Source organism: Pseudorhodobacter sp. MZDSW-24AT (genome assembly GCF_002794355.1).
Lineage (GTDB): Bacteria > Pseudomonadota > Alphaproteobacteria > Rhodobacterales > Rhodobacteraceae > Pseudotabrizicola.
Map to the genome: position 1 here is coordinate 265,486 of NZ_PGOI01000007.1, position 25,908 is coordinate 291,393.

Annotated in this window: 18 protein-coding genes; 6 read left to right on the forward strand and 12 right to left on the reverse strand. The window is 67.0% G+C overall.

The window, feature by feature from the left end:
* Positions 1-9 precede the first annotated feature (9 nt).
* The 8 genes from CUR21_RS07355 to CUR21_RS07390 all read right to left on the reverse strand — a co-directional run bounded on the left by CUR21_RS07355 (position 10) and on the right by CUR21_RS07390 (position 7,471).
* Positions 10-924 carry a phosphotransferase enzyme family protein gene (locus CUR21_RS07355; RefSeq protein WP_100196360.1) on the reverse strand — a complete coding sequence of 305 codons (915 nt, stop codon included), beginning with the start codon at positions 922-924 and terminating at the stop codon, positions 10-12.
* Complete coding sequence (locus CUR21_RS07360) at positions 921-2,174, reverse strand: aspartate aminotransferase family protein (RefSeq protein ID WP_100196361.1); 1,254 nt, start codon at positions 2,172-2,174, stop codon at positions 921-923. The genes CUR21_RS07355 and CUR21_RS07360 overlap by 4 nt, the downstream gene beginning before the upstream one ends.
* Positions 2,167-2,592, reverse strand: a complete 426-nt coding sequence (gene arfB, locus CUR21_RS07365) for an alternative ribosome rescue aminoacyl-tRNA hydrolase ArfB (protein ID WP_100196362.1) — start codon at positions 2,590-2,592, stop codon at positions 2,167-2,169. Before arfB ends, CUR21_RS07360 begins: the two co-directional genes overlap by 8 nt.
* A gap of 402 nt (positions 2,593-2,994) precedes the next feature.
* Positions 2,995-3,615: a queuosine precursor transporter gene (locus CUR21_RS07370; RefSeq protein ID WP_100196363.1), complete on the reverse strand. Its 621-nt coding sequence runs from the start codon at positions 3,613-3,615 to the stop codon at positions 2,995-2,997.
* A gap of 88 nt (positions 3,616-3,703) precedes the next feature.
* Complete coding sequence (locus CUR21_RS07375) at positions 3,704-4,645, reverse strand: esterase-like activity of phytase family protein (protein ID WP_100196364.1); 942 nt, start codon at positions 4,643-4,645, stop codon at positions 3,704-3,706.
* Complete coding sequence (gene mepA / locus CUR21_RS07380; RefSeq protein WP_100196365.1) at positions 4,618-5,523, reverse strand: penicillin-insensitive murein endopeptidase; 906 nt, start codon at positions 5,521-5,523, stop codon at positions 4,618-4,620. The genes CUR21_RS07375 and mepA overlap by 28 nt, the downstream gene beginning before the upstream one ends.
* Positions 5,520-6,851 (reverse strand): MFS transporter, encoded by a 1,332-nt coding sequence (locus tag CUR21_RS07385; RefSeq protein WP_100196366.1) that lies wholly within the window; start codon positions 6,849-6,851, stop codon positions 5,520-5,522. Before CUR21_RS07385 ends, mepA begins: the two co-directional genes overlap by 4 nt.
* Before the next feature lie 74 nt (positions 6,852-6,925).
* Positions 6,926-7,471, reverse strand: a complete 546-nt coding sequence (locus CUR21_RS07390; protein ID WP_100196367.1) for an acyl-CoA thioesterase — start codon at positions 7,469-7,471, stop codon at positions 6,926-6,928.
* Between the two features lie 168 nt (positions 7,472-7,639).
* Here CUR21_RS07390 and CUR21_RS07395 point away from each other — a divergent pair, with 168 nt between their 5' ends.
* The 3 genes from CUR21_RS07395 to yaaA all read left to right on the forward strand — a co-directional run bounded on the left by CUR21_RS07395 (position 7,640) and on the right by yaaA (position 10,838).
* Positions 7,640-7,927: a YggT family protein gene (locus CUR21_RS07395; RefSeq protein ID WP_100196368.1), complete on the forward strand. Its 288-nt coding sequence runs from the start codon at positions 7,640-7,642 to the stop codon at positions 7,925-7,927.
* Positions 7,928-7,938: 11 nt separating this feature from the next.
* Positions 7,939-9,981 carry a DNA helicase RecQ gene (gene recQ, locus CUR21_RS07400; protein WP_100196369.1) on the forward strand — a complete coding sequence of 681 codons (2,043 nt, stop codon included), beginning with the start codon at positions 7,939-7,941 and terminating at the stop codon, positions 9,979-9,981.
* 62 nt (positions 9,982-10,043) lie between these two features.
* Complete coding sequence (yaaA, locus tag CUR21_RS07405) at positions 10,044-10,838, forward strand: peroxide stress protein YaaA (RefSeq protein ID WP_100196370.1); 795 nt, start codon at positions 10,044-10,046, stop codon at positions 10,836-10,838.
* A gap of 6 nt (positions 10,839-10,844) precedes the next feature.
* Here yaaA and CUR21_RS07410 read toward each other — a convergent pair whose 3' ends face one another.
* Entirely contained in the window at positions 10,845-13,364 is a 2,520-nt protein-coding gene (locus tag CUR21_RS07410) for a response regulator (RefSeq protein WP_100196789.1), read from the reverse strand.
* Positions 13,365-13,530: 166 nt separating this feature from the next.
* Between CUR21_RS07410 and CUR21_RS07415 the strand changes: the two genes are divergently transcribed.
* Positions 13,531-18,969, forward strand: coding sequence for an alpha-2-macroglobulin family protein (locus tag CUR21_RS07415; RefSeq protein ID WP_100196371.1), 5,439 nt, complete (start codon positions 13,531-13,533; stop codon positions 18,967-18,969).
* Positions 18,966-21,005: a penicillin-binding protein 1C gene (gene pbpC / locus CUR21_RS07420; RefSeq protein WP_100196372.1), complete on the forward strand. Its 2,040-nt coding sequence runs from the start codon at positions 18,966-18,968 to the stop codon at positions 21,003-21,005. Before CUR21_RS07415 ends, pbpC begins: the two co-directional genes overlap by 4 nt.
* On the opposite strand, the gene bktB is transcribed toward pbpC, so the two are convergent.
* On the reverse strand, positions 21,002-22,180 hold the full coding sequence (gene bktB, locus CUR21_RS07425) for a beta-ketothiolase BktB (protein WP_100196373.1): 1,179 nt from the start codon (positions 22,178-22,180) through the stop codon (positions 21,002-21,004). The two genes, pbpC and bktB, sit on opposite strands and share 4 nt — an antisense overlap.
* Before the next feature lie 146 nt (positions 22,181-22,326).
* On the opposite strand from bktB, the gene CUR21_RS07430 reads away from it, so the two are divergent.
* Complete coding sequence (locus CUR21_RS07430; protein ID WP_100196374.1) at positions 22,327-23,454, forward strand: sugar MFS transporter; 1,128 nt, start codon at positions 22,327-22,329, stop codon at positions 23,452-23,454.
* Positions 23,455-23,469: 15 nt separating this feature from the next.
* Here CUR21_RS07430 and CUR21_RS07435 read toward each other — a convergent pair whose 3' ends face one another.
* Together CUR21_RS07435 and serA are read right to left on the reverse strand one after the other, a co-directional pair.
* Complete coding sequence (locus tag CUR21_RS07435; RefSeq protein WP_100196375.1) at positions 23,470-24,198, reverse strand: metallophosphoesterase; 729 nt, start codon at positions 24,196-24,198, stop codon at positions 23,470-23,472.
* A 105-nt stretch (positions 24,199-24,303) separates the two neighbouring features.
* Complete coding sequence (gene serA, locus CUR21_RS07440; protein WP_100196376.1) at positions 24,304-25,899, reverse strand: phosphoglycerate dehydrogenase; 1,596 nt, start codon at positions 25,897-25,899, stop codon at positions 24,304-24,306.
* Between the last annotated feature and the right edge of the window lie 9 nt (positions 25,900-25,908).

Here is a 25,908-nt window from a genome sequence, read left to right on the forward strand (position 1 = left end):
CGCTTTCCCTCAGCCCAGACAGCGCCCGGCGAACATCAGCGCCCGCGCGATATGGCGCGCATGCACCGGGTCCTCCGGCGGCAGGCGCGGCGCCGCCCACCCGACCGAGGCCAAGGTGCGCGCCAGCGTGAAGGCATCCACCGCCTCGGGCGCGGCCAGCCCATAGCCTTCACACAGCGCGGCGCGGATCTCGGCATAGGCAGGCTCATAGAGGTTCTGTGACAGCACGGTGCCCAGATCATACAGCCGGTAGCCAAAGCCGGAATCGTCAAAATCGATCAGCGAAAGTGAACCATCGTTCACAAGAACATTCTCGCGCAGCACATCGGCATGGATCAGACCCAGCGCATCCCCCTGCCGCGCCAGCGCGCCCGCCAGCCAGACCCGCGCCTCGGCCAGCATCCCGGCCTCGCGCGCAGTCAGCGCCGGATGTTCCCAGAACCGCCCCCAGAACGGCGCCTCGCCCACCAGCCCTTCGCGGTCCCAGCGCGGGCGGGCAAAGCCTTCGGGCAGCACCAGCGCATCGGTTACCGCATGCACCCGCGCCAAAAGCTGTCCCAAGGCGTGATGCTGCGCCGCCTGCTCCGCGCCATGCCCCGCCAGCGGCACCCCGGCCTCCCCCATGGGGGCGCCGTCGACCCATGCCACGACCGAGGCCATGCGCCCCGCCCTCAGCACCGCCAGATGCCCCCCCTCGGGCAAGGCGACCGCCGCCGGAACCGGCAGCCCGGCGTCGGCCAGCGCCGCACACCACCACAGCTCCGACCGGATCGCCGCCGCCGACTGATAGCCACGCCGATGCAGGCGCAAGGCCGCGCGCCGCCCACCCGGCAGCGCCAGTTCATAAACCGCGTTTTCCCGCAGGCGCAGCGCGCGGGTGATCTGCCCGCCCCAGCGCCCCGCGGCTTCCTCGGCCTCGGTCATGCCGCGTCCAGCGCCGCTTGCAGCGCATCGGCGAGCAGGTCTGCCTCGGCCCGGCCAAACACCATCGGCGGGCGGATCTTCAGCGTCGCCCCGCCCTTGCCGATCCGGTTCAGCAAAAAGCCGCGCTCCACCAGATCCTCGACCAGATCGGCGGCAAAATCGCCCGCCCCCGCGCCGCCAAACTCCAGCCCGAAGAACAGGCCCGCGCCGCGCACATTCACGATCCGCCCATGTCGCAAAGCGCCCAGCCGCTCCAGCAGATAGGCCGAGGTGTCCACCGCGCGCGCCTGCAGGCCTTCGTCCTCAATCACATCCAGCGTGGCCAGACAGGCCGCCGCCGACACCGGATTGCCGCCGAAGGTGTTGAAATAGCCAAACGCCTCGCGAAAAGCCGCCATCACCGCGGGCGTCGCAAGGCAGGCCGCCACCGGATGGCCATTCGCCATCGGCTTGCCCACCGTCACCACATCGGGCGCAAAGCCCAGCCAGTCATGCCCCCAGAAATGGCTGCCCACCCGGCCAAAGCCCGGCTGCACCTCGTCACACAGGATCAGTCCCCCCGCGCGGCGCACCACCTCCACCGTGGGGTCCAGAAACCCCGGCCCCACGGCGGGCAATCCTTCATTGGCAAAGACCGGGCACAGCATCAGCCCGGAAAACCCAAACCCCGCCGCCTCCAGATCCTCAATCGCCGCCGCCACCTGCGCGGCAAAGGCGGCGGGCTGCGCCGCCAGACTGCCGCCCAAAGGCGCCAGCGTGTCGGGCGCGGGCACCAGCCGCACATGGGGCGCGCGCCCCCCGATCGGCGGGCGCCGCGTGGAAAGCTGGCTCACCGCCGCCGTATTGCCGTGATAGGTGGCATCGGTGGCGATGATCCCGGTCTTGCCCGTCACCGCCTGCGCCATCCGCAAGGCCAGATCATTCGCCTCGGACCCGGTGCACACCATGATGGCCTGCGAAACGCCATGGCCCAAGGTGCCCGTCAACCGCTCGATGTAATCCAGCACCAGATCATGGTGATAGCGCGTGTGGGTGTTCAACACCGCCGCCTGCGCGGCAATCGCCGCCACCACCCGGGGATGGCAATGGCCGACATGGGCCACATTGTTGTAGCAATCCAGATAGCGCTTGCCTTGCGCATCCCACAGCCACACCCCCTGCCCGCGCACGATATGCACGGGCTTGCGGTAAAATGTGGGCACATTCGGCCCCATCAGCCGCGCGCGCCGGGCCTCAAGGCTCTCACTCATCCAGATCTCCCACCCGGCCCCGCCCGGCTTTCACATCGCCACGCACCGCCTTGGCCTTCAACCGCCGCAAGGTGCTGCCATAGGTCGGCTTGGTCGCCACCCGGCGCTTGGGCGCCACCAGCGCCGCCCGCACCATCTCCACCAGCCGCTCCCGCGCCAATTCGCGGTTGCGCGTCTGGCTCCGCGTCTCCTCGGCCCGGATCACGATGGCCCCGTCCAGCGTCCAGCGCCGCCCCGCCAGCTTTTTCAACCGCGCTTTCACCGGGGGCGGCAAGTGCGGGGACCGTTCCGCCTCAAAGCGCAACTCCACCGCCGTCTCCACCTTGTTCACATTCTGCCCGCCCGGCCCTTGTGAGCGGGTAAAGCTCTCGGTCAGCTCCCAGTCGGCCAACGAGATGGTGTCTGAAATCCTCAACATCCCCGCACCATAGCAAAGGCCCCAACCAACAAAAGCCCTGCCCTGTCATCTGTTCAAAAATATCCCCGCCGGAGGCAACGACCGAGGCGGCGCGCAGGCGCCAACGAGACAAAAACAATGCGCGCAAAGCGCGCGCCTTTTCGCAACCGTCGGTCCAACAGGGGGCCGAAAAAGAGAAAGGATCGCCGGGATGCGGCGACCCTTTCCGAGTTCAAGGAGATGGGCCAGTTAGGTAACCTGTCCCAATCAAAGGTTCGTTCGCTAAGGGGTTGCCCCTAGAAAACACCCCCCATGACTGTCCCGACACGTCTCTCCAATATCACTCTAGACACTGGATCACCTCCTTTCAAATGGTTGCCGATAAGGCTAGCCTGACACAGATTTAGGGCCTGTCAAACCCTTTTAGGCAATCCGTGCGCTCAATTTTCCGACAATCATCCGGAATGGCAAAAGTGCCACCAAAGCGAGCAAAAGCTTCACGCCCCAGTCCGCCACCGCCAGCGAAACCCACAAGGGCAGCGCCGGGCCAAAGCCCAAAAGGGGCAGACTCTCATTGGCCCAGCTCACATCATTGCCCGGCTCCAGCCCGGCCAAGGGGGTGGAAAAGGCGATGGTGAAGAACAAGGCCGTATCGACAGAGGACCCGATCAGGGTCGACACCAGCGGCGCGCGCCACCACGCGCCCGCGCGAAACCGGTCGAACACCGCAACGTCAAGCAATTGCGCCGTCAGGAAAGCCACCCCTGACCCGATGGCAATGCGCCATGTCACCAGCGGGCCAAACTCGCCCATGATCTGCGTCCCGATCAGCGAGCACAGCACCCCGACCGCAAAGCCCGCGAATACCACCCGCCGCGCCGCGTGCACGCCATAAAGCCGGTTGGTCAGATCGGTCACCAGAAAGGCGATGGGATAGGTAAAGGCGCCCCATGTCAGCCATTGGCCGAACAGAAATTGCACCAGAATATTCGAGGCCACGACAGTCGCGGCCATGGCAAGAATGCCAGGCAGAAGTTTTTGCATCTTGTGATCCGTTTTTTATGCAAGGTCGCGGAGACTTGCCCCCCGTTCGGTTGGGGACGCGCTGCCCTAATGCAGCCCGGCGCGTCTGTCAATCGGTCAGCCGGTATTCCACAATCTCACTGGGCAGGAAGGCCAGAAAGTTGTCGTCCGAAATCATCGTCAGCCGGATCGCCCCGCGCGCATCGCGCCAGACCGACAGCCCTTCCAGATTGCCATGCTGCCCGGTCGGGGTTTGCAGCTCCAGCCGGGCCTCGCCCAGCGCCTCTGCGCCCAGCGCGAAAGACCGCACCCGGCTGGCAAAGCCGCTGATCCCGCGAAACGAACGTTCCAGCACATAAAGCCGCCCGTCCGGGCCGAAATCCGCGCCCACCGGCAAAAACACCCCGTCGCGCGGCAGATCAAAAGGCTGGGTCCATCGGCCATCGGCAAAGCGCCAGATCGGAAAATCCGGCCCGCCCGCATTGCCGGGCTGCCCGGTCAGCAACCGGATGCCACGGGTTCCGGGCAGTTCCTCGGGCAGGGTGTAAAGCGCGCCATCGGCATCAATCGCCAAGGCCTCCAGCGCGGCATTGTGCGGAAAAAGGGCAAACGCGGGCGGCGTCGGCAGATTCTCGGCCAGCCCGGTGATCTCGGCATAGCGCAGCACCCGCGCCACACCTTCGAACGACACATAAACGGTGCCGTCCGCCGCCACCGCCAGCCCTTCACTGTCATTGCGCCCTTCGGCCAGCGGCGCGTCGCGGTTCGATTTCAGCAGCGTCGGCGGCCCGGCCTCTACCCCTGTGATCCGCTCTTGCGCATCGCGCCGCAGCCTGCCTTGCACAAAACGCCCGCGATCGCTCAGCGCGATAAAGCTCAGACCATCCGCCGACAGGTCAATCGCCGAAAACCCGCCAAAGCCGGGCGCGGCGCTTTGCCAGCGAAAGGCGCCCATGAAGCCGGGCGGAGAGGGGGGGCTGGCGCTTCCTTGCAGCCCAAGGGCAACCACCAGCGCCGTCGCGATCACCGCGAGGCGAGAACGTCGTGGCATTGTTTGGGCAGATCCGCCATCGTGAATTGGCGCGGATGGCGGGCACGCGGCACGTCAGGGTCCACGGGTTTCTTGGTCGTCGTCTTCGGCGGGTTCAGATAATCCGTCACCCACCAGTTCAGCGTCTCATCACAGCCATTGCCGCCTTTTGACAGTTCGGCCACCGTGGGGGTCTGCGTCTCGCACAGCCGCGCGCCCTTGGGGCATTTCAGCCGCACATGAAAATGCGTGTCATGCCCGGCCACCGGGCGGATCTTCTGCAACCATTTGGTATCGGCCCGCGTCGCCGTCTTGCACATCTCGATCTTCACAGCCGCCGCCACGAAGATCCGGTCCACGCGCGGGTCAAGCGCCGCCGCCCGCATCACCGCATGATGCCGCGCCGTCCAGTTCCGGGTCACCGATCTTTGGTCGGCCGAGCGCACGGGGATCGAGGAAATCTTCTCCCGCTCCTGCCGCGTCAGGTTCAGCCGGTCGGGGGGCAATTGCCAGATGTCGGCATCCAGCCCGATCTGGTGGCTGGCATGGCCGCTGGTCATCGGCCCGCCGCGCGGCTGGCTGATATCCCCCACATAAAGCCCGGCCCAGCCAATCTTCTGCGCCGCCCGGCTAAGGTCGACAATGAAATCGATCATCTCGGGGTGGCCAAAGTTGCGCCCGCGCGACAGGCGCATCGCCTGCCAGCTGGGCCCACTCTCCGGCAGTTCCACCAAGCCCGCCGCACAGCCCTTGGCATAAGATCCCACCGGCATCGCCTTTTGCTGACTGGGAGTCGCATGGGCGCCGAACAGCTGATTGGCCAGCTGCTGGGCCTGCGCCGCCCCCGCCGACAGGGCAGGCACGCACAGGGCCGCAGCCACGAGCAAGGGCTTGATCATGCGGAGTCTCCCTCTGGTTTCACCCAAAGTAACAGGAACAACCCAATGAGGAACAGCCCGATCAGCGGGGTCACGCCAAGTTGTTGGCTCCCCGTCAGATCCGTCACCACCCCGATCGACAAGGGCGCCATGAACGAGGTCGCCTTGCCCGCCAGCGCATACATGCCAAAGGCTTCGGTCATCCGCTCGGGTTCCGCCTGCCGCACCATCATCGTGCGGCTCGAGGATTGCAGCGAACCGCCGCCTGCCCCGATCAAGGCACCAAGGATGTAGAAGCCCACATCCGGCGCAAGGCTGCCGGGCGCCACCGGCACCCCGAACACCGACTCGCGGCTGACGAACACCACCGCCACCGCCACCAGCGTCAGCAGCACCACATTCAGGATGATGACGGGTTTCGGGCCAAAGCGGCTGTCCATCCGCCCGCCCAGAAAGGCAAAGATCGCCCCGGTCAGCGCCGCGATGATCCCGAAGATCCCCACATTGGTGACGGACCATCCCAGCACCCCCGCCGCATAGATGCCGCCAAAGGTATACATCCCATTCAGCGCATCGCGGTAAAACATCGACGACCCCAGATAGGCAAACAGGCTCCGGTTCTGCGGCAGCCGCGCCAGCGAGGCTTTCAACTCGGGCCACGCCGCCTTCAGCGCCTGTCCAATGGGCATGGCCTGCGGCTTGGGGGGCTCTTTCACCCAAAGGAAGAACGGGATCATGAACAGGGCAAACCAGATCGCCACCAAGGGCCCAACCGACCGCGTGCCCTCGCGCGTGTCCGGGTCCAGCCCAAGGATCGGAGGAATGCCCAAAAGCGTGCGCCCGCCAGCGCCTTCGGCCAGAAACAGCAGCATGATGACCAGCGCTACGATGCCGCCCAGATAGCCAAAGGCCCAGCCATTGCCTGACACCCGCCCCAGATCGTCGCGCGGGCACAGATCGGGCAGCATCGCATTGGTGAAGGTGGTGGCAAACTCCATCCCGATCAGGCCGATACAGAACGACAGCATCACCCACCAGACGTTGAAATCCGCCGGCGCCGAATACCACAGCCCCCAAGCCCCGATCACATAAAGCGCGGAAAACAGCCAGATAAAGGCCATCCGCCCGCCCGACCTGTCGGCCACTGCGCCCAACAGTGGCGACAGCACCGCAATCACCAGCCCTGCCGTGCCGATCCCATAGCCCCAAACCGCCTGCGCCGCACTGCCATCGCCGATCACCGACACCACATAGGGGCCGAAGATAAAGGTCAGAAGCAAGGTGTTGTAAGGCTGGCTGGCCCAATCAAAGAAATACCAGCCCCAGATCCGCTTGCGTGCTGCCGTCATTCCGGTCCCCCGACGGGCCTTGTCTGGCCCTTTGCCCGATCAAAGCCCGAAAACCCCGGCGGGTGCAAGCAGGGCTACTGCATCGGCGGCCAAGGCCGTTCGGCATCGGCCGCAATCCAGGCGGTGACCCAAGCGGGCAGCGGCGGGCTTTCCGGCGACAGGCCAAAGGCACGCGCCATCTCGGCCGGGGCCACGATCCCGGCCTTGCCCCGCTCGCCCGCGCCCGTCACCGCCGAGCGGATCAGGATATGCGACGTGCACTCGGCCCCGCGCCACATGGATTGCTCGATATACAGGAACCGCGCATCCCAACCGATGATCCGCGTCCGCATCTCCAGCCGGTGAAACATCTTCACCCGCTTGCGATAGCGGGTGCTGTTGCCTGCCACCGCCAAGCCCCAACCGCGCGCCTTGAGCACATCATGCAGCCCCATCCGCTGCCCCAGCGGAATGCGCCCCAGATCATACAGCGTCAGCGTGCGCCCGTTGTTCAGCTCCATCCACGGGTCAATGTCCCACGGCCAGCAGATGTGATGGCTGACATGCGTCTCGAACAAGCCCAGCTTGGGGGCTTTGCGGAATTTGAAGATTTCCTTGAACATTCGGACATAAGGGTACATGCGCAGCCACTCCGGTTTGGTCGCCTCCCCCTGCCCCGGCCTTACGCAAACGTCAAGCCAGACGCGGCGGAAGCCAGTTGCCCTTTGGGGGGGCGATTGATACCACTGCCACAACAATTTGTGCCCTGCGCGCGCACGCCCACATCCATGGCTTCAGGAGGCCCGCCCATGACCTCGCTTCTGCAAATCCTGCTGTTGATCATCAGCATCGTCCAATGGATCATCATCGCCCATATCATCATGAGCTGGCTGATCAACTTTCAGGTGCTCAATCTGCGCCAGCCGCTTGTCGCGCAGATCTGGGATGGCCTGAACCGTCTGGTCGAACCGGTCTATTCCCGCGTCCGCGCCTTCCTGCCCAACATGGGGGGCTTGGATCTGGCGCCGCTGGTGGTGCTGATCGGCATTTACGCGCTGCGGATCATCCTGATCAACAACGCCGCCGCCTTCTACTAAGCCCGGCCCCGATGCGCGACCCGCAGCAGCTTTTGCAGGAAATCTTCGGCTTTCCCGGCTTCCGGCCGGGACAGGAAGAGATCGTGCAAGCCGTGCTCGCGGGGCGCAACACGCTTGCCATCATGCCCACGGGGGGCGGCAAATCGCTGTGTTTCCAACTGCCTGCGCTCTGCCGTGCGGGCGTCACCGTGGTGATCTCGCCGCTGATCGCGCTGATGCGCGATCAGGTCCGCGCCTTGCGCGCAGCCGGGGTCGAGGCAGGGGCGCTGACCTCGGGCAACACCGATCAGGAAACCGAGGATGTGTTCACCGCCATCGACGACGGCCGGTTAAAGCTCCTTTACATGGCGCCCGAACGGCTCGCCTCGGGCGGGGCCACGGCGCTGTTGCGCCGCGCCAATGTCACGCTCATTGCTGTGGACGAGGCGCATTGCGTCAGCCAATGGGGGCATGACTTCCGCCCCGATTACCTGCGCATCGGTGAATTGCGCCGGGCATTGAACGTGCCTTTGGCCGCCTTTACCGCCACCGCCGATGAAGAAACCCGGGCCGAGATCGTCACCCGCCTGTTCGATGGCACCCCGCCGGAAACCTTCCTGCGCGGCTTTGACCGTCCGAACATCCACCTTGCCTTTGCCGTCAAGGACAAGCCGCGCGAGCAGATCCTGCGCTTTGCCGCCGCGCGCAAGGGCCAGTCCGGCATCGTCTACACCGCGTCGCGCGCCCGGACCGAGGTGCTGGCCCAAGCCCTGCGCGAAGCGGGCCACTCCGCCTGCCACTACCACGGCGGGATGGAGGCCGAAGACCGCCGCCGGGTCGAAATCCGCTTTCAACAGGAAGACGGGCTGATCGTCGTCGCCACCATCGCCTTTGGCATGGGGATCGACAAACCCGATATCCGCTGGGTCGCCCATGCCGATCTGCCCAAGTCGATTGAAGGCTATTATCAGGAAATCGGCCGTGCCGGGCGCGATGGCGCCGCCGCCGAAACCCTCACCCTTTACGGCCCCGATGATATCCGCCTCCGCCGCAGCCAGATTGATGAAGGTGCCGCCCCCCCCGACCGCAAGGCCGCCGACCATGGCCGCCTGAATGCGCTTCTGGGGCTGGCCGAGGCCACCGCCTGCCGCCGTCAGGTGCTCTTGGGCTATTTCGGCGAAAGCTCTGAACCCTGCGGCAATTGCGATCTGTGCGACCGCCCCGTGGAGGTGTTTGACGCCACCGAATCCGTGCGCAAAGCGCTGTCGGCCATCCTGCGCACCGGGGAATGGTTCGGCGCGGGCCATCTGATCGACATTCTCACCGGCAACGCCACCGCCAAGGTGCGCGAAAAGGGGCATGACCAACTCCCCACCTTTGCCGTGGGGCGCGATCTTTCGAAACCCGCTTGGGGCGCGGTGTTTCGCCAGATGATGGGCCGCGATCTGATCCGCCCCGATGCCGACCGTTTTGGCGCCCTGCGGATGACCGATGCTGCCCGCCCCATCCTGCGCGGCGAGGAGAGCATTTCCTTGCGCCGCGACACCATCACCTCGGCCGTGCCGCGCGTGGCGGTGAAAACGCTGGTCTCTGACGAAGACGCCCCCTTGCTTTCGGCGCTGAAGGCCAAGCGCCGCGCGCTGGCCGAAGCGCAGGGCGTGCCCGCCTATGTCGTCTTTCCCGACCGCACGCTGATCGAAATGGCCGAACGCAAACCGACCAATCTGGATGAGATGGCAGGAGTCACCGGGGTGGGCGCGAAAAAGCTGGAAAGCTATGGCGCCGCCTTCCTTGCCGTCATCAATGGCGCGACCGAGGCATTGCACCCCGCCCGCCAGCGCCTTGTCGGCCGCCCCTCGGGCCCGATCTATGACCGCTTGGCCGAAGTGCAGCTGTCCCTTCTGCGCGGGATCGATGGCACGGGCAAGCCGCTGAGCCTGTCCCCCGGCACCTTGCGCCGCATCGCCGAGGCGCGGCCTTCAACCCTGTCGGATCTGGACCGGGTGGGGGATCTGGGCCCTGCCAAGATCGAGCGTTTTGGCACCGCCTTCCTTGAGGTTCTGCGCGAAGGCTGACCGCTGGGGGTGGACACTGTCGCGTCACACCATATCTTGTCGGCCCAACGAAAGGGCCTGCCATGCTGACCGTGATTTCCCCCGCCAAAAAGCTCAACGAAGTGCCGCAGGCCTTGCCCGACGGCCATCAGATGACCGAGCCGGAGTTCGCGGCACAGGCGCTGGAGCTGGCCGCATTGGCACGCGATCTGTCCATCGATCAGTTGCGCAAGCTCAGCCATATCTCGGAACCGCTGGCCCGATTGAACCAGTCCCGCTTTGCCGCCTTCAGCGCCACGCCTGCGCCCGGCACCATCTATCCGGCGGTGCAGTGCTTTGCGGGCGACACCTATCAAGGGTTGGAGGTGCGCACGATGTCAGCCCCGGCGCTGGACTGGGCAGCGGGGCATTTGCGCATCCTGTCCGGCCTTTACGGCGTGCTGCGCCCCTTTGATGCGATTCAGGCCTATCGGCTTGAAATGGGCAGCCGTCTGGCCAATCCGCAAGGCGCCGATCTTTACGCCTTCTGGGGGCCGCGCCTTGCGCAGGCGCTCACCACCCTCGCCGAAGAACAGCAGGCCAAGGCCTTGGTGAACTGCGCCTCCGTCGAGTATTTCGGCGCCGTCGACCGCGCCACCCTGCGCCTGCCGGTCATCACGCCGGTGTTTCTGGAAGAGCGGGACGGGCAGGCCAAAACCGTCAGCTTCTGGGCCAAGCGGGCGCGCGGCGCGCTGGCGCGCCATATCTGCGAACACCAGCTGACCAACCCCGATGATCTGCGCAGCTTTACCGCAGGCGGCTACAGCCACCGGCCCGATCTGTCAGGCGACGGGCAGATGGTGTTTCAGCGCGCGGCCCCCAAGGCCGAAGCGGCCTGACGCGCCTTATCCCGCCGGGGCGAGTGGACGCGTCTCCTTGGGCCAATGCGTCGTCATCACCTCCAGCAAGACCGATCGGCGCAGCGGTTTGGTCAGATAAAGGTCCAGCCCCGCCGCCAGTATGGCCGCGGCATCCCCTTCCATCGCATGCGCGGTCAGCGCCACGATCGGGACATGGCCTTGCCCCGCCTCCAGCCCCCGGATGGCCCGCGCAGCCGCGCGCCCATCCATTTCGGGCATCGAAATATCCATGAAAATCAGGTCGGGCCGCCAGTCCTGATACAGCTCCACCGCCTCGCGCCCGTTGTTGGCAAAGCGCAGATCGATGTCCAGATCCTTCACCATCTTGGCAAAGACAAGCTGATTGGTCCGGTTGTCCTCGGCCGCCAGCACCCGCATCTGCCGCTGCCCGGCGGGCGGCGCAGCGGCTGGCAAGGGCACCGACAGCTCTTGCAGGTGCCGGTACAGCTCTGACCGCAGGATCGGCTTTTGCAATATGGCCGCCAGCCCCGCATCGCCGCCCGCCGCTTGCGCGACAAAGGGGTTTGACGACAGCATCACCACCGGCATCTGATGCCCCGCCGCCCGGATCTGGCGCGCCAGCATCACGCCGTCCATTTCGGGCATCTCGTGATCGGTCACCACCACGTCGAACCCTTCCTCTTGCGCCAGCGTCGCCAGCGCTTCGGCCCCGCTGCGGCACAGCGTCACCGCGATGCCATGCGGGGTGAGCTGGCGTTCCAGAATGGTGCGGTTGATGAACTGGTCATCCACCACCAGCGCGCGGCGCAGCGTGATCGGCAACCGTGCCGCCGGGGCCGCCTCTGACACCGGCAGCGTCAGCCGAAAGCCAAAGCACGCCCCCTTGCCCAAGGTGCTGTCCACCCAGACCGTGCCATCCATCTTCTCGATCAGCCGCCGCGTGATCGCAAGGCCCAGTCCGGTGCCCTCGAACTTGCGGTTCTGCTGATCCTCCACCTGATTGAATTCGCCGAAGATATGCTCAAGGTTCGCCGCCGAGATGCCGATGCCGGTGTCTTCGACGGTCACATGCAAGCTCTGCATCCCCGCGCTGCCTTCGGGCCCGACCACCCGCACCAGCACATGGCCCTGCTCGGTGAACTTCACCGCATTGCCCATCAGATTGGTCAACACCTGCCGGATGCGCCCCGGGTCGCCGATGAAGCGCGTGGGCAGGAACATGTCGTAATCGATGATCAGATCAATCCCCTTGGCGCGCGCGCGCGGTTGCAGCAGCATCGCCACCTCATGGATCACGCGTTCCAGATCAAAGGGTTCGGGGTGCAGCACCAGCCGCTCGGCTTCGATCTTGGAATAGTCCAGAATGTCGTTGATGATGACCAGCAGCGCCTCGCCCGAAGATCGGATGGTCTCTGCAAACAGCCGCTGCTCTTCGCTCAGCGCGGTGTCGCACAGCAATTCCGCCATGCCGACCACGCCGTTCATCGGCGTGCGGATCTCATGGCTCATATTCGCCAGAAAGGCCGATTTTGCCCGGTTCGCCGCTTCGGCCTGTGCGCGGGCAGCCTCCAGCGCCGCTTGCTGCTCTTTCCAGTCGGTGATGTCCACCCGCAGCCCGACGCGCCCACCATCGGGCGTGCCTTGCTCCAGCACGCGCAGCCAGCGCCCGTTGGCCAGCTTTTGTTCATGGATCGAAGAGGGCGCGCGGTGCTGCGCCATCCGCTCGGCCATCCACTCCGCCTCACGCCCCACGGCTTCGGCATATTTGCCGCGCGCCAGACCATGGCGCAGGATTTCGTCAAAGGTCACGCCGGGGCGCAGGATATCGGCGCTTTCGGGGTGAATGTCGCGGTAGCGTTGGTTGAAGGTCAACAGCCTGTCCTCCCTGTCAAAAAGCACAAATCCATCGGGGATCGCTTCGATCGCGGCCCAGATCCGCATCTGTTCGGTGATGTCGATCGCCAAGGACACCACGTCGCCATCCCGCGCCCGTCGGTCCACCAGCCGCAGGTAATTGCCACTGGCCATCTGCACGACAACGGGGGCAATCACCTCGCCCTCCAGCCGGGCCAGCATCCGCGCGACCCAGGCTTCGGCGCTCTCCGCCTCCAGCCGCACCAGCCTGTGCTCGGCCGCCAGTTGCAGCACCCCGGCATAGCTGATGCCCGGCCCGACCTTCAGCCCCTGAAACGCCCCTAGATAGGCGCGGTTGGCCGCCACCATCTGCAGGCCGGAATCAAAGACGGCAAAGCCATCCCGAATGGTGTCGATCGAATCCCACAGCCGCCGCTCCGCCATCACCGCCTGCGTATGCGCCTGCTCCAGCGCCGTGACAAAGCGGGCGTTCTGGCCTTTCAGCGCCTCGGCCTGCGATTGCGCCTCGCGCACGACCGAGCGCTGCATCACGATTTCATCCGACAGCAGGCGCGCATGCAGCGCCAGCTTCTGGTTGGCGGCGAAAAGTTCGCGGCTTTTCTGCTCCAGCAAACGCTCGGCCGCCAGTCGGGCGCGCCGCTCTTTTGCCAGTTTCTCCGTCATGTCCATGCCGAACCGCCCCACGCCTCGCCCTTCTGAGCAAGGCCCAAGGCCAGACCATACGCGCGGCAGGATGAACGCGGGCTTAACATGACAAATCGTGTCAGCGGGTGCAGCAGACTTGCATGACAGCAGCCGCGCCAGCATCATGCGCGCAGTCAGGCAGGAGGGTTTCATGCGGCGTTTCGGTCCCATTCTGGCGGCAAGCCTTGCCTTGGCCTTGCCCGGCTTCGCACAGGACACCGCCTTGGTGCCGCAAAAGCGGGCGGTGCTGGCGCAAGACAGCGACCTGCCCGGGGGCGACATCACGCAGCTTTTCGACACCACGCTCGAGGCTTGCGAACGCGCCTGCCTAAGCACACCGCAATGCACCGCCTTCACCTTCAACAGCCGCAACGGATCCTGCTTTCCCAAGGCCAACCCAGGCCCGGCCGCGCCCTATCTGGGGGCGATCTCGGCGCAGATCCTGCCCGCCGCAACGGGGGCCGAGGCGCGCGCCAGCGCCCGGCGGGCCGAGTTGCGCTTTGCCTCCGACGCCGACATTGCCGCAGCCCGCGCGCAGGCCGCAGGTCTGGGCCGCACCCATATGGCCAATGGCCAGCCCAGCGCCGCCCTGTCAGAAGCCGCCGCCGCGGCTGAGGCGCGCGGCGACCTGCCCGCCGCGATCCGCCTTGCCGGGGCCGCACTGGCCCAGACCGACACGCCCGAGGCTTGGGCCGAATACGCGCGCCTGTCGCTTCTGGCCGCCTATGGCGACGAAGCCGCAGCGCCCGCCTTGCGCGAACAGGCCTTGCATGCCAGCGTGAACGCCTATCTGCGCGCCGAAGGCGCCGCCTTGCGCCACACCATCCTGATCCCGCTGGCCACGGCCTTTGAAACGCTGGGCCGCGGGCGTGACAGTGTGGGCGCGCTCCGCCTTGCCCAAGCGCTGCAACCGCGCGACGACACCGCCGCCGCGCTGGAGGATGCAATCGGCAAATACGGCTTCCGCATCACCGATCATGATGTGCAGGCCGATTCCCTGCGCCCGCGTCTGTGCGCCAATTTCTCCGAAGACCTGTCGAAGGCGGGCGTGGATTACGAAACCTTTGTCCAGCTGCCGGAACCGGGGCTGACGGTCACCTCGGATGGCTACCGCCAGCTTTGCGTCGAAGGCCTTGCCCATGGCGCGCGCTATACGGTGACCTTCCGCGAAGGCCTGCCCGCCGCCGATGGGCAGGAACTGGCGAAATCGGTCGCCGTCACCGCCTATGTCCGCGACCGTGCCCCCGGCGTGCGCTTTCCGGGCCGCGCCTATGTGCTGCCAAAGGGCGAAGCGGCGGCGATCCCGGTGGAAACCGTCAACACCGATGCGCTCGACCTCACGCTCTTTCGCGTGACTGACCGCAACCTGCTGCGCGCCTTCCAGAACGGCTATTTCAGCCAGCCGATTGCCAATTGGCAGGAAGGCGACTTCAACGGCGAAGTGGGCACGCAGATCTGGCAAGGCAGCGCCACCGTGGGGCTGGATGTCAACCGCGATGTCACCACCCGCCTGCCCTTGGCCGATGCCTTGCGCGGCCAGCCCGCCGGGGTCTACGCGCTCAAGGCGGCTGTGCCCGGCAAAGACCCCTATGACGTGCCCGCAAGCTGGCAATGGTTCGTGGTGTCGGATCTGGGCCTCACCTCGCTGTCGGGCGTCGATGGCCTCCATGTCTTTGTGCGCAGCCTTGGCACCGCAGCGGCGAAAACCGGGGCCACGGTCGATCTTTTGTCCACCGCGAACGAGGTGCTGGGCTCGGCCACCACCGATGCCATGGGCTATGCCCGCTTTGATGCGGGGCTCACGCGCGGCACCGGGGGGGCCGCGCCCGCGCTGATCGTGGCGCGCGATGGCGGCGATGATCTGGCCTTTCTCTCGCTGACAGACCCCGAGTTTGACCTGTCGGATCGCGGCGTCGAAGGCCGCGCCGCCGCCCCGCCGGTGGATGTCTTCCTCACCACCGACCGCGGGGCCTACCGTGCGGGTGAAACCGTCTACGCCACCGCCCTTGCCCGCGATGGCGCCGCCGCCGCCGTGCCGGGCCTGCCGCTCACCGCGCGGCTCAAGCGCCCCGATGGCGTGGAATATTCCCGCACGCTGGTCGAGGATTCCGGCGCCGGGGGCCATGTCTTTGCCCTGCCCATCGCAGGCACCGCCCCGCGCGGCGTCTGGCGGCTCGAAGTGCTGGCCGACCCCACCGCCGAACCGCTGACCAGCCGCACCTTTCTGGTCGAGGATTTCCTGCCCGAGCGTATCGACTTTGACCTGACGCTGAACACGCCCGATCTGCGGCTGGGCGATCTGCCGACGCTCACCGTCGATGCGCGCTACCTCTTTGGCGCGCCCGGCGCCGATCTGGCGATCGAAGGCGAGGTGCTGGTGCGCGCCGCGCCCCAGATCGAGGGCTTTGCAGGCTATGTCTTTGGCCCGCATGACGAACCCTTTGGCGCGCGCATGGAAACCTTTGGCGGCGACCGCACCGATGCCGCTGGTCTGGCCCTGATCTCGCCGCTTTTGCCCGAGGTCGAGGCCCCGCAGCACCCGCTCGAGGCGCGCTTTAGCGTCCGCGTCGCCGAAGGCTCGGGCCGCCCGGTGGAACGCCAGCTCACCCAGTTGCTCACCCCCTCCACCCCGATGATCGGCGTGCGCCCCCTGTTCGAAGAGGTGGTCGCCGAAGGCAGTGAGGCGCGGTTCAACCTGATCGGCCTTGGCCCCGATGGCAAACCCACCGCCATGGACGTGGACTGGCAGATCACCCGGGTCGAGACGAATTACCAGTGGTATCAAAGCTATGGCGCGTGGAACTGGGAGCCTGTCATCACCCGCAGCATCGCCGCCGAAGGCCGCGCGCAGCTTGGGGCCACCCCGGTCGAGATTGCCGCGCCCGTGCAATGGGGCGAATATGAACTGCGGGTGACCTCTGCCTCCGGCGCGGTCACCTCCACCCCCTTCTTCGCGGGCTGGTATGCCCCCGCCGATGTCTCCTCCACCCCCGACACGCTGGAGCTCTCGCTCGACAAACCCGCCTACACGGCAGGCGACACTGCCACCTTGCGCCTTGTGCCGCGCGCGGCGGGCACCGCCCTTGTCACCGTGCTGTCGAACCGGCTCATCGCCATGCAGGCGGTCGAGGTGCGCGAGGGCGAAAACCTCATCTCCTTGCCCGTCACCGAGGATTGGGGCGCGGGCGTCTATGTCACCGCCTCGGTGCTGCGCCCGATGGATGTGGCCGCAGGCCGCAACCCGGCCCGCGCGCTGGGTCTTGCCCATGCCGCCGTCGATCCCGGCGCACGCCAGCTTGACGTGACGGTGGAAACCCAGATCGAGGCCGCCCCGCGGGCGCCGCTGGATGTGGCGGTCAACGTGGCAGGCCTTGCCCCGGGCGAAGCGGCCTGGGTCACCATCGCGGCGGTGGATCAGGGCATCCTGAACCTCACCGCCTTTGCGCCGCCCGATCCTTCGGCGCATTACTTTGGTCAGCGCAAGCTGGGCGTCGGCATCCGCGATGTCTATGGCCGCCTGATCGACGGTCTGAACGGCGCGCAAGGCAGCGTGCGCTCGGGCGGCGATGCGGGCGCGCAGGCCCGGCTTCAGGCCCCGCCCCCCACCGAAGAACTGGTCGCCTATTTCACCGGTCCGGTGCAGGTGGGGGCCGATGGCTATGCCCGCACCAGCTTTACCCTGCCCGCTTTCAACGGCAGCGTGAAGATCATGGCGGTGGCGTGGTCGGCCAAAGCCGTGGGACAGGCGCATGCCGATGTGCTGGTGCGCGATCCCGTCGTTGTCACCGCAAGCCTGCCGCGCTTCCTCGCCCCGGGCGACTCCAGCCGGATGCTTCTGGAAATCGTCCACGCCACCGGCCCCTCGGGCCGCATGGGGCTGGATGTCACCGCCGAGGGCCTCAGCTTGGGCGCGGTGCCCTCGGGCTTTGACCTTGGCGATCAGGCCAAAGCCACCTTTGCCATCCCCGTCACCGCCGGGGACGCGGGCCTGCGGACGCTCACCGTCAACCTCACCACGCCCGATGGCAAGCAACTGGTGAAAACCCTCTCCCTGCCGGTGCAGGCGAATGACCCCGAGGTGGCGCGCACCACTCGCCTGACGCTCGCCCAAGGCCAGACGCTCACGCTGGATGACAGCCTGTTCGCGGGCCTGTCGCTGGCCTCGGCCAAGGCCAGCATGGCCATCGGCCCCTTGGCCCAGATGGACGCCCCCGGCCTTCTGGCCGCGCTGGACCGCTACCCCTATGGCTGCACCGAACAGATCACGTCCAAGGCCCTGCCGCTTCTCTACTTCGATCAGGTGGCGCAAGCGATGGACCTGCAAGGCGCGGACAACATCGCCCAGCGCATCGAACAGGCGGTGGCGGAAATCCTGACAAACCAGGGCGCCGAGGGCGGCTTTGGCCTTTGGTCCCCCGGCGCGGGCGATCTGTGGCTCGATGCCTATGTCACCGATTTCCTCAGCCGCGCCCGCGCCCAAGGCCACGCGGTCCCCGATCAGGCCTTCCGCGCCGCGCTCGATTCCTTGCGCAATCAGGTGAACTACGCCCCCGACTTCGACGCCTCCACCAATGGCGGCGGCGAAGCCTTGGCCTATGCGCTGATGGTGCTCGCCCGCGAAGGCGCCGCCGCCATCGGCGATCTGCGCTATTACGCCGATGTCAAGGCCGATGCCTTCGGCACCGCGCTGGCGCAGGCGCAACTGGGGGCCGCGCTGGCAAGCTATGGCGACCAGCCCCGCGCCGATGCCATGTTCCGCCGCGCCAATGCCCGGCTGATGGAGCTGAGCCGCAGCGAAACCGAACAAAGCTTCCGCGCCGATTACGGCACCCACTTCCGCGACGCCGCCGCCATCCTCACGCTGGCGGTGGATGCGGACACCCAAGCCCTCAACCGCGACGCGCTGATCCAGCGCATCTCGGGCAACAGCGCGCCCCTCTCCACCCAAGAGGCGACATGGGCGCTGATGGCCACCCACGCCCTGATCGACCGCCCCGGTCTGGACGGCATCACCCTGAACGGCGGCCCCCTCACCGGCCCGCTGGTCAAGGTGCTGACCCCCGGCTCTGGCCCGGTCACGGTGCAAAACAGCGGGGCGGATACCCAGCTCACGCTCACCGCTTATGGCACGCCCAGCGAACCGCAGCCCGCGGGCGGCAATGGCTATGCCATCACCCGCAGCTATTACACGCTGGACGGCGCGCCCACCACGCTCGACAGCGTCCGCACCGGCGACCGTCTGGTCACGGTGATCGAGGTCACGCCTTTTGGCAGCGGTGAGGCGCGGCTGATGGTGGCCGATCCCCTCCCCGCCGGGTTCGAGATCGACAATCCCAACCTGATCGCGGGCGGGTCCATGGCCAATCTGGACTGGCTCAGCCTCGAATCCGACGTCGCGCACAGCGAATTCCGCCAAGACCGCTTCCTCACCGCCATCGACCGCCGCGATGGCAATGCCTTCCGGCTCGCCTATATCGTGCGCGCCATCTCGCCGGGCACATTCCACCACCCCGCCGCCTCGGTCGAGGATATGTTTCGCCCGTCCTTCCGCGCCCGGTCCGACACAGGGCGGGTGACGATTGCCGAGTGATGCGGGCGCGCCTTGTCCTCGCCCTTGCCGCGGGCCTGTTCCTCTCCGGGCTGGCCCGCGACCGGTTTGACGACTGGGTGAACGCCACCACCCTGCCGCCGCTGGAGGTGGAAACCTCGGTCGAGGTGACGGACCGCGACGGCACGCTCCTGCGCGCCTATACCGTGGCCGATGGCCGCTGGCGCATGGGCGTGGATCTGGCGCAGGTGGATGCCGATTACCGCGCCTTGCTGATCGCTTATGAGGACAAACGCTTTTACCACCACGGCGGCGTGGACCTGCGCGCCATGGCCCGCGCGGTCGCACAGGCCCTGCGGCATGGCCGTGTCATCTCGGGGGGCTCCACCCTCACCATGCAGGTGGCGCGGCTGCTGGAAAACTCCGGCACCGGGGCGATGGGCGGCAAGTGGCGGCAGATGCGGGTGGCCTGGGCGCTGGAACGGCGGCTCAGCAAGGATCAGATCCTGCAACTCTACATGCACCTAGCCCCCTTTGGCGGCAATCTCGAAGGCGTGCGCGCCGCCTCTTTCGCCTATTTCGGCAAGGAACCCCGCCGCCTGACCCCGGCACAGGCGGCGCTCTTGGTCGCCATCCCGCAGGCCCCGGAATCCCGCCGCCCCGACCGCGCCCATGCCCGCGCCGTGGCCGCGCGCGACCGTGTGCTGGCGCGCGCGCTTCGCGATGGCACCTTGCCCCCCGATCAGATCACCGGCGCGCAGACCGAACCCGTGCCGCACGCCCGACTGCCCTTTCCCGCGCTCGCCCCGCATCTGGCCGACCGCGCGCGCCTAAGCGCCCCCAGCGCCCAGCGCCATCCGCTCACGCTCAAGGCCAGCCTGCAACGCAGCCTCGAATCCCTCGCCCGCGACGTGATCGCCCACCAAGGCGCGCGGCTGCAAATCGCCATCGTCGCCGCCGACCATCGCTCCGGCGAAATCCTCGCCTCCGTCGGCTCCGCCGCCTTTGCCGCCGATCAGCGCGCCGGTTTTGTCGATATGACCACCGCGCTGCGCAGCCCCGGCTCGACCCTGAAACCGCTGATCTATGGCCTTGCCTTTGACCAAGGCCTCGCCCATCCGGAAACCCTGATGGAGGACCGCCCGCAGCGCTTTGGCACCTATGCGCCGCAGAACTTTGACCGCCAGTTTCGCGGCACCATCCGGGCGCGTGAGGCGCTGCAACTTTCGCTCAACCTGCCGGTGGTGCAGCTTCTGGATGCGATGGGCCCGCCCCGCCTTCTGGCGGCGCTGGACAAGGCCGCCATCCGCGCCGTCATCCCCGGCGGCCAGCCCGGCCTTGCCATCGGTCTGGGCGGCATCGGCATCAGCCTGACCGATATGGTGCAGCTTTACGCCGCCATCGCGCGCGGTGGCGTGGCCCTGCCGCTGACATGGCAGCAAGACGGCACCCGCGCCGAAGGCCAGCGCCTGCTTTCGGCCCCCGCCGCGTGGCAGATCGGCGACATTCTGGCAGGCCTTGCCCCGCCCCCCGGCGCGCCCGCCAACCGGCTGGCCTATAAAACCGGCACCAGCTACGGCCACCGCGACACCTGGGCCATCGGCTATGATGGGCGGCATGTGGTGGGCGTCTGGCTGGGCCGCGCCGATGGCACCCCGGTGCCCGGTGCCTTCGGGGCCGAGCTTGCCGCACCCGTGCTGTTTCAGGCCTTTGCCCGCGTCGCGCCGGGCCTCACGCCACAGCCGCCCGCGCCGCCTGCCACGCTGCTGGTCGCCAACACCCAACTGCCGCAACCGCTGCAACGCTTCCGCCCCCGCGATACGCTCACCGCCGATGCCGATGCCCCCGGCATCGCCTTCCCGCCCGACGGGGCCGAGGTCGAGCTTCTGGAGGGCGCGCTGCTGGTCAAGGTGGCGGGCGGCACCGCCCCTTTCACATGGCTGGCCGATGGGGTGCCGGTCGTGGTGCAAAACCGCGCCCGCAGCGCACTCCTCACCCTTCCCGGCACCGGCTTTGTCAGCCTCTCGGTGATCGATGCCCAAGGCCGCTCGGCCCGGGCGCAGGTCCGCCTGCGTTAGACCCGCTCGATCCCCAAGGCGATGCCCTGCCCGCCGCCGATGCACATGGTGATAAGCGCGGTGCGTGCGCCCGTGCGTTCCAGCTCGTGCAGCGCCTTCACCACCAGCATCGCGCCCGTGGCCCCTACCGGATGCCCCAGCGCAATGGCGCCGCCATTCGGGTTCACCCGCGCCGGGTCCAGCCCCAATTCGCGGTTCACCGCAATCGCCTGCGCGGCAAAGGCCTCGTTCGATTCCACAATGTCGAAATCGGCAGGCTTCATGCCCAGCTTGGCGCACAGCGCCTCGACCGCGGGCACCGGGCCGATCCCCATGATCTTCGGGTCCACCCCGGCATGGGCATAGCCCATCACCCGCGCCCGCGCCTTGGCCCCCGCAGGCACCCCGCGCGATAGCACCAGCGCCGCCGCGCCGTCATTGATCCCGCTGGCATTGCCCGCCGTCACCGTGCCATCCTTCTGGAACACCGGTTTCAGCCCCGACAGCGCGTCGAGCGAGGTGGCCTTCGGGTGCTCATCCACCGCGAATTCCACCACGCCCTTGCGCGTCTCCACCTTGATCGGCGTGATCTGCCCGGCAAACAGCCCGGCTTCGATCGCGCGGGCAGCGCGCTTCTGGCTTTCCAGCGCAAAGGCATCCTGCGCCGCGCGGCTGATGCCATGCTGCGCCGCCACGTTTTCTGCCGTCACCCCCATATGGCCGGTGCCAAAGGGGCAGGTCAGCGCCCCCGTCATCATGTCCAGCGCGCGGGTGTCGCCCATCTTCTGGCCAAAACGCGCGGCGGGCAGAATATAGGGCGATCGGCTCATGCTCTCGGCCCCGCCCGCCACCGCCACCGCGCAATCGCCAAGCATCAGCGCCTGCACCGCCGACACCACCGCCTGCGCGCCCGACCCGCACAGCCGGTTCACGTTCAGCGCGGGCGTGGTCTCGGGAATGCCCGCCTGCATCGCGGCCACCCGGCTCAGATACATGTCGCGCGGTTCGGTGTTGATCACATGGCCCATCACCACATGGCCCACCTGTGCGCCCGCAACCCCCGCCTGCGCCAGCGCTGCCGTCATCACCTGCGCCGCCACCTCAATCGGCGGCACCGCCGCCAGCGACCCGCCAAAACCGCCAATCGCGGACCGCGTGGCAGACAGAATGAAAACATCATGCGACGAAACGGCCATGGAACCCTCCTGAATCTGTGGCAACCCTAACGGTTTTTCTTCGCGCGGGGAAAGCAGGACGCAACGTCGATTGACACCGCCCTGCGCCCGCGACAAGGAGAGCCGCCACTCACAGCCGCACCCGCAGCCCAACCCCCGAGGACAGAATGTCGAACCCCGCCCGCGCCAGCCTCAGTCTTCTGCTGGTGGGCATCGCCACCTTTATCATGATGGGGGCAGGGCAATCGCTTTACGGCCCCGCGCTGCCCGCCTTTGGCCGCGCGCTGTCGCTGGGTCCGGCCCAAGCGGGCTGGCTGGTCTCGGCGCATTGGGTGGGCTGCGCGGTGGGCGTGGCGATGATGTATCGCTGGGGCACCCGGATCTCGCCCCGGCATACGGTGGCGCTGATGGCCGCCGGGGCCGCCGCCATCGCCGCCGGGCTGGGGGTGGTCGCCACCTTTGCCGGCGCGCTGATCTTTGGCACCGGCTATGGGCTGGCCACCGTGGTCTTCAACCCGCGCATCCTGCGGGCCTTTGGCGCGCGCGGCACCGCCATGGTCAGCCTTGTGAACGCAAGCTTTGGCATCGGCGCCATTGCCGCTCCGCTGATCTTTGTCTGGCTGGGCTCGCAGCCCACGCTCGCCTACGGGCTGGTTGCCGGGCTGGCCCTGCTGATCTGGCTGGGCGCAGGCCCCGCCGGACAGGCCGCGCCGCCGCCCCCGGCGGGCAGCCACGGCCCGTTCCGCCCGATGCTGGCGTTTCAGCTTTTCGCCGTCGCCGGGATCGGGATCGAGGCCACGCTGATCGGGCTTGGCCCCAGCGCGCTGATCCGCGCGGGACTGTCCGAGGCGACCGCCGCCCAACTCCTCAGCGGCTTTTTCGCGGCCTTCCTTGGCGCGCGCACCGTTCTGATCTTCACCGCCCATCTGGTCGCGCCGTTTCTGCTTTATGTCGGCGCGATGGCGGCGGTGGCGGTGATGGCGGCGCTGGCGGCCTGGGTCAACCCCGGCCTGTTCTTCGTGGCCATGGGCCTGCCGGCGGGGCTGTTCTTCCCCGGCTTTTACGTGGCGGCCAGCCTGCGCATGGGGGATGACCCGCGCACCGCGCCCACCATCATCGCCGCCGGGCTGGTCGGCGGCATCGCCGCCCCCGTGGTGATCGCGCCCTTGCTGGCACCCTTGGGCGGCAGCGGGTTTTTCGCGATTCTGGCGGCGGTGGCCTTTGTCTGTGCCGCCTTGGCGCTGCGGCTCTTTGCCCGCGTGCCCGATCTGCGCGGCCCGCGGCGCCAGAGCTGATCCCGCGCGGCGCGGTTAGGGCCGCAGCCGCACCCGGCCTTGCGGGGTCAGGTGAAACACCTCGCCTGCGTCCACCACCACCGCCGTCAGCGGCCCGCCATAGGCGGCCGAGGTGTCGATGTTGACGCGGTTGCCGTAATGCGTCGGCACGTCGATGGCGGTGTGGCCATGCACAATCAAGGCCTCGAACGGGCCTGCGTGATCCAGAAAGCCCGCGCGGATCCAGACCAGATCATCCTCGGACTGCTGCTCGATCGCGATGCCCGGACGCACCCCGGCATGGACAAAGATCACCCCCCCGGCCCGGTGCCAGGCCGGGCGGCTGGCCAGAAAGGCCAGATGCGCCGCAGGCACCGCCGCGCGCGCATCGGCATGGACCGCCGCCACCGGCCGATCCGCCGCGCTGCGCACCCCGTAAGAGCGCAGCGTTTCCGCCCCGCCGATCTTGGGGTGCAACCAGCTCAGATCCGCGCGCAGGCAGGGATCGGCGGCGGCGGGGTCGCCCATGAACATTGTGAACAAACGGTCATGATTGCTGCGCAAGACCACCCAATCCTGCCCGGCGCGGATGCCTTGGTGCAGATAGTCCACCACCTCGGCGCTGGCCGGACCACGGTCGACCAGATCGCCGACATGCACCACCTGCCCCGCGCCATGGCGGGCCATGTCGGATGCAATCAGGTCATGCGCCTTGCGCAGCAGATCGACATGGCCGTGGATGTCACCGATGGCATAGATGTGCATGGTCGGGCCTTTCGACTGCTGAGAGCCCGGGGGCGCTGCCCCCGGACCCCCGGGATATTTAGGAACAGATGACAGGGCAAGCCGCGCCTTTCCCTGCCGCCCGGGTCAGGCGCCTTCGAACACCAGCGGTTTGACTTGCAGGAACATGCCGGTGTTGTTGAGGGTTTCCACCACCTTGGGGTTGATCGGCTGATCCAGATACAACAGCGCGATCGCATCTTCGCCGATGGCCGAGCGGCCCAAGGTGAAGTTCGCGATGTTCACGCCGTTCTTGCCCAGCGTCATCCCCAGAAGGCCGATGATGCCCGGCACGTCTTCATTGGTGGTGTAGAGCATATGCTCGCCCACCTCGGCGTCGATGTTGATGCCCTTGATCTGGATGAAGCGCGGTTTGCCATCCGAGAAGCAGGTGCCCGCGATCGAGCGTTCGCGCTTTTCCGTCACCATGGTGACCTTGATATAGGCGTCGAACACGCCCGACTTGTCCTGCCGGGTGGTGGAGACCTGAATGCCGCGCTCTTTCGCCACGATCGGGGCAGAGACAAGGTTCACATCCGGGTTCTGCGCCTTCATCACGCCGGCAATCGCGGCGCAGTTCAAGGCGGCAAGGTTCATCTGGGTGACCGAGCCATCATAAAGGATGTTGATGGCCTTGATCGGCTCGTCCGTCATCTGGCCGATGAAAGCGCCCAGATGCCCGGCAAGCTTGATCCATGGGCCCATCACCGCCGCCTCTTCCGCCGTCACCGACGGCATGTTCAGCGCATTCGACACCGCCCCGGTCAGGAGGTAATCCGACATCTGCTCGGCCACTTGCAGCGCCACGTTTTCCTGCGCTTCCGAGGTGGAGGCGCCCAGATGCGGGGTCACCACCACATTGGGCAGGTTGAACAGCGGCGAATCGGTGGCGGGTTCCACTTCGAACACGTCCAGCGCGGCGCCTGCCACATGGCCTGCGGTCAGCGCCTCGGCCAAGGCGGCCTCATCGATCAGGCCACCGCGGGCGCAGTTGATGATGCGCACGCCTTTCTTGGTCTTGGCAAGGTTCTCACGCGAGAGGATGTTGCGAGTCTTGTCGGTCAGCGGCACATGCAAGGTGATGAAATCGGCCCGCGCCAGCAGCTCGTCCAGCTCCACCTTGGTGACGCCCATCTGCACCGCACGTTCTTCCGACAGGAAGGGGTCATAGGCCACCACCTTCATGTGCAGGCCCAAGGCCCGGTCACAGACGATGCCGCCGATGTTGCCCGCGCCGATCACCCCCAGTGTCTTGTTGAACAGCTCCACCCCCATGAAGCGCGACTTTTCCCATTTGCCTGCATGGGTGGAGGCGCTGGCCTCGGGCAATTGCCGCGCCACGGCGAACATCATGGCGATGCTGTGCTCGGCGGTGGTGATCGAGTTGCCAAAGGGCGTGTTCATCACGATCACGCCTTTTTTCGACGCCGCCGGAATGTCGACATTGTCGACGCCGATGCCGGCGCGGCCGATCACCTTGAGCCGGGTGGCGGCGGCCAGCACCTTTTCGGTCACCTTGGTGGCCGAGCGGATGGCAAGGCCGTCATATTGGTCGATGATCGCCAGCAGCGCCTCTTTGTCCTTGCCGAGTTTCGGCATGTAATCCACCTCGACCCCGCGGTCGCGGAAGATCTGGACAGCGGTTTCAGAGAGTTCGTCAGAAACGAGAACCTTGGGAGCCATTTGGGGAAG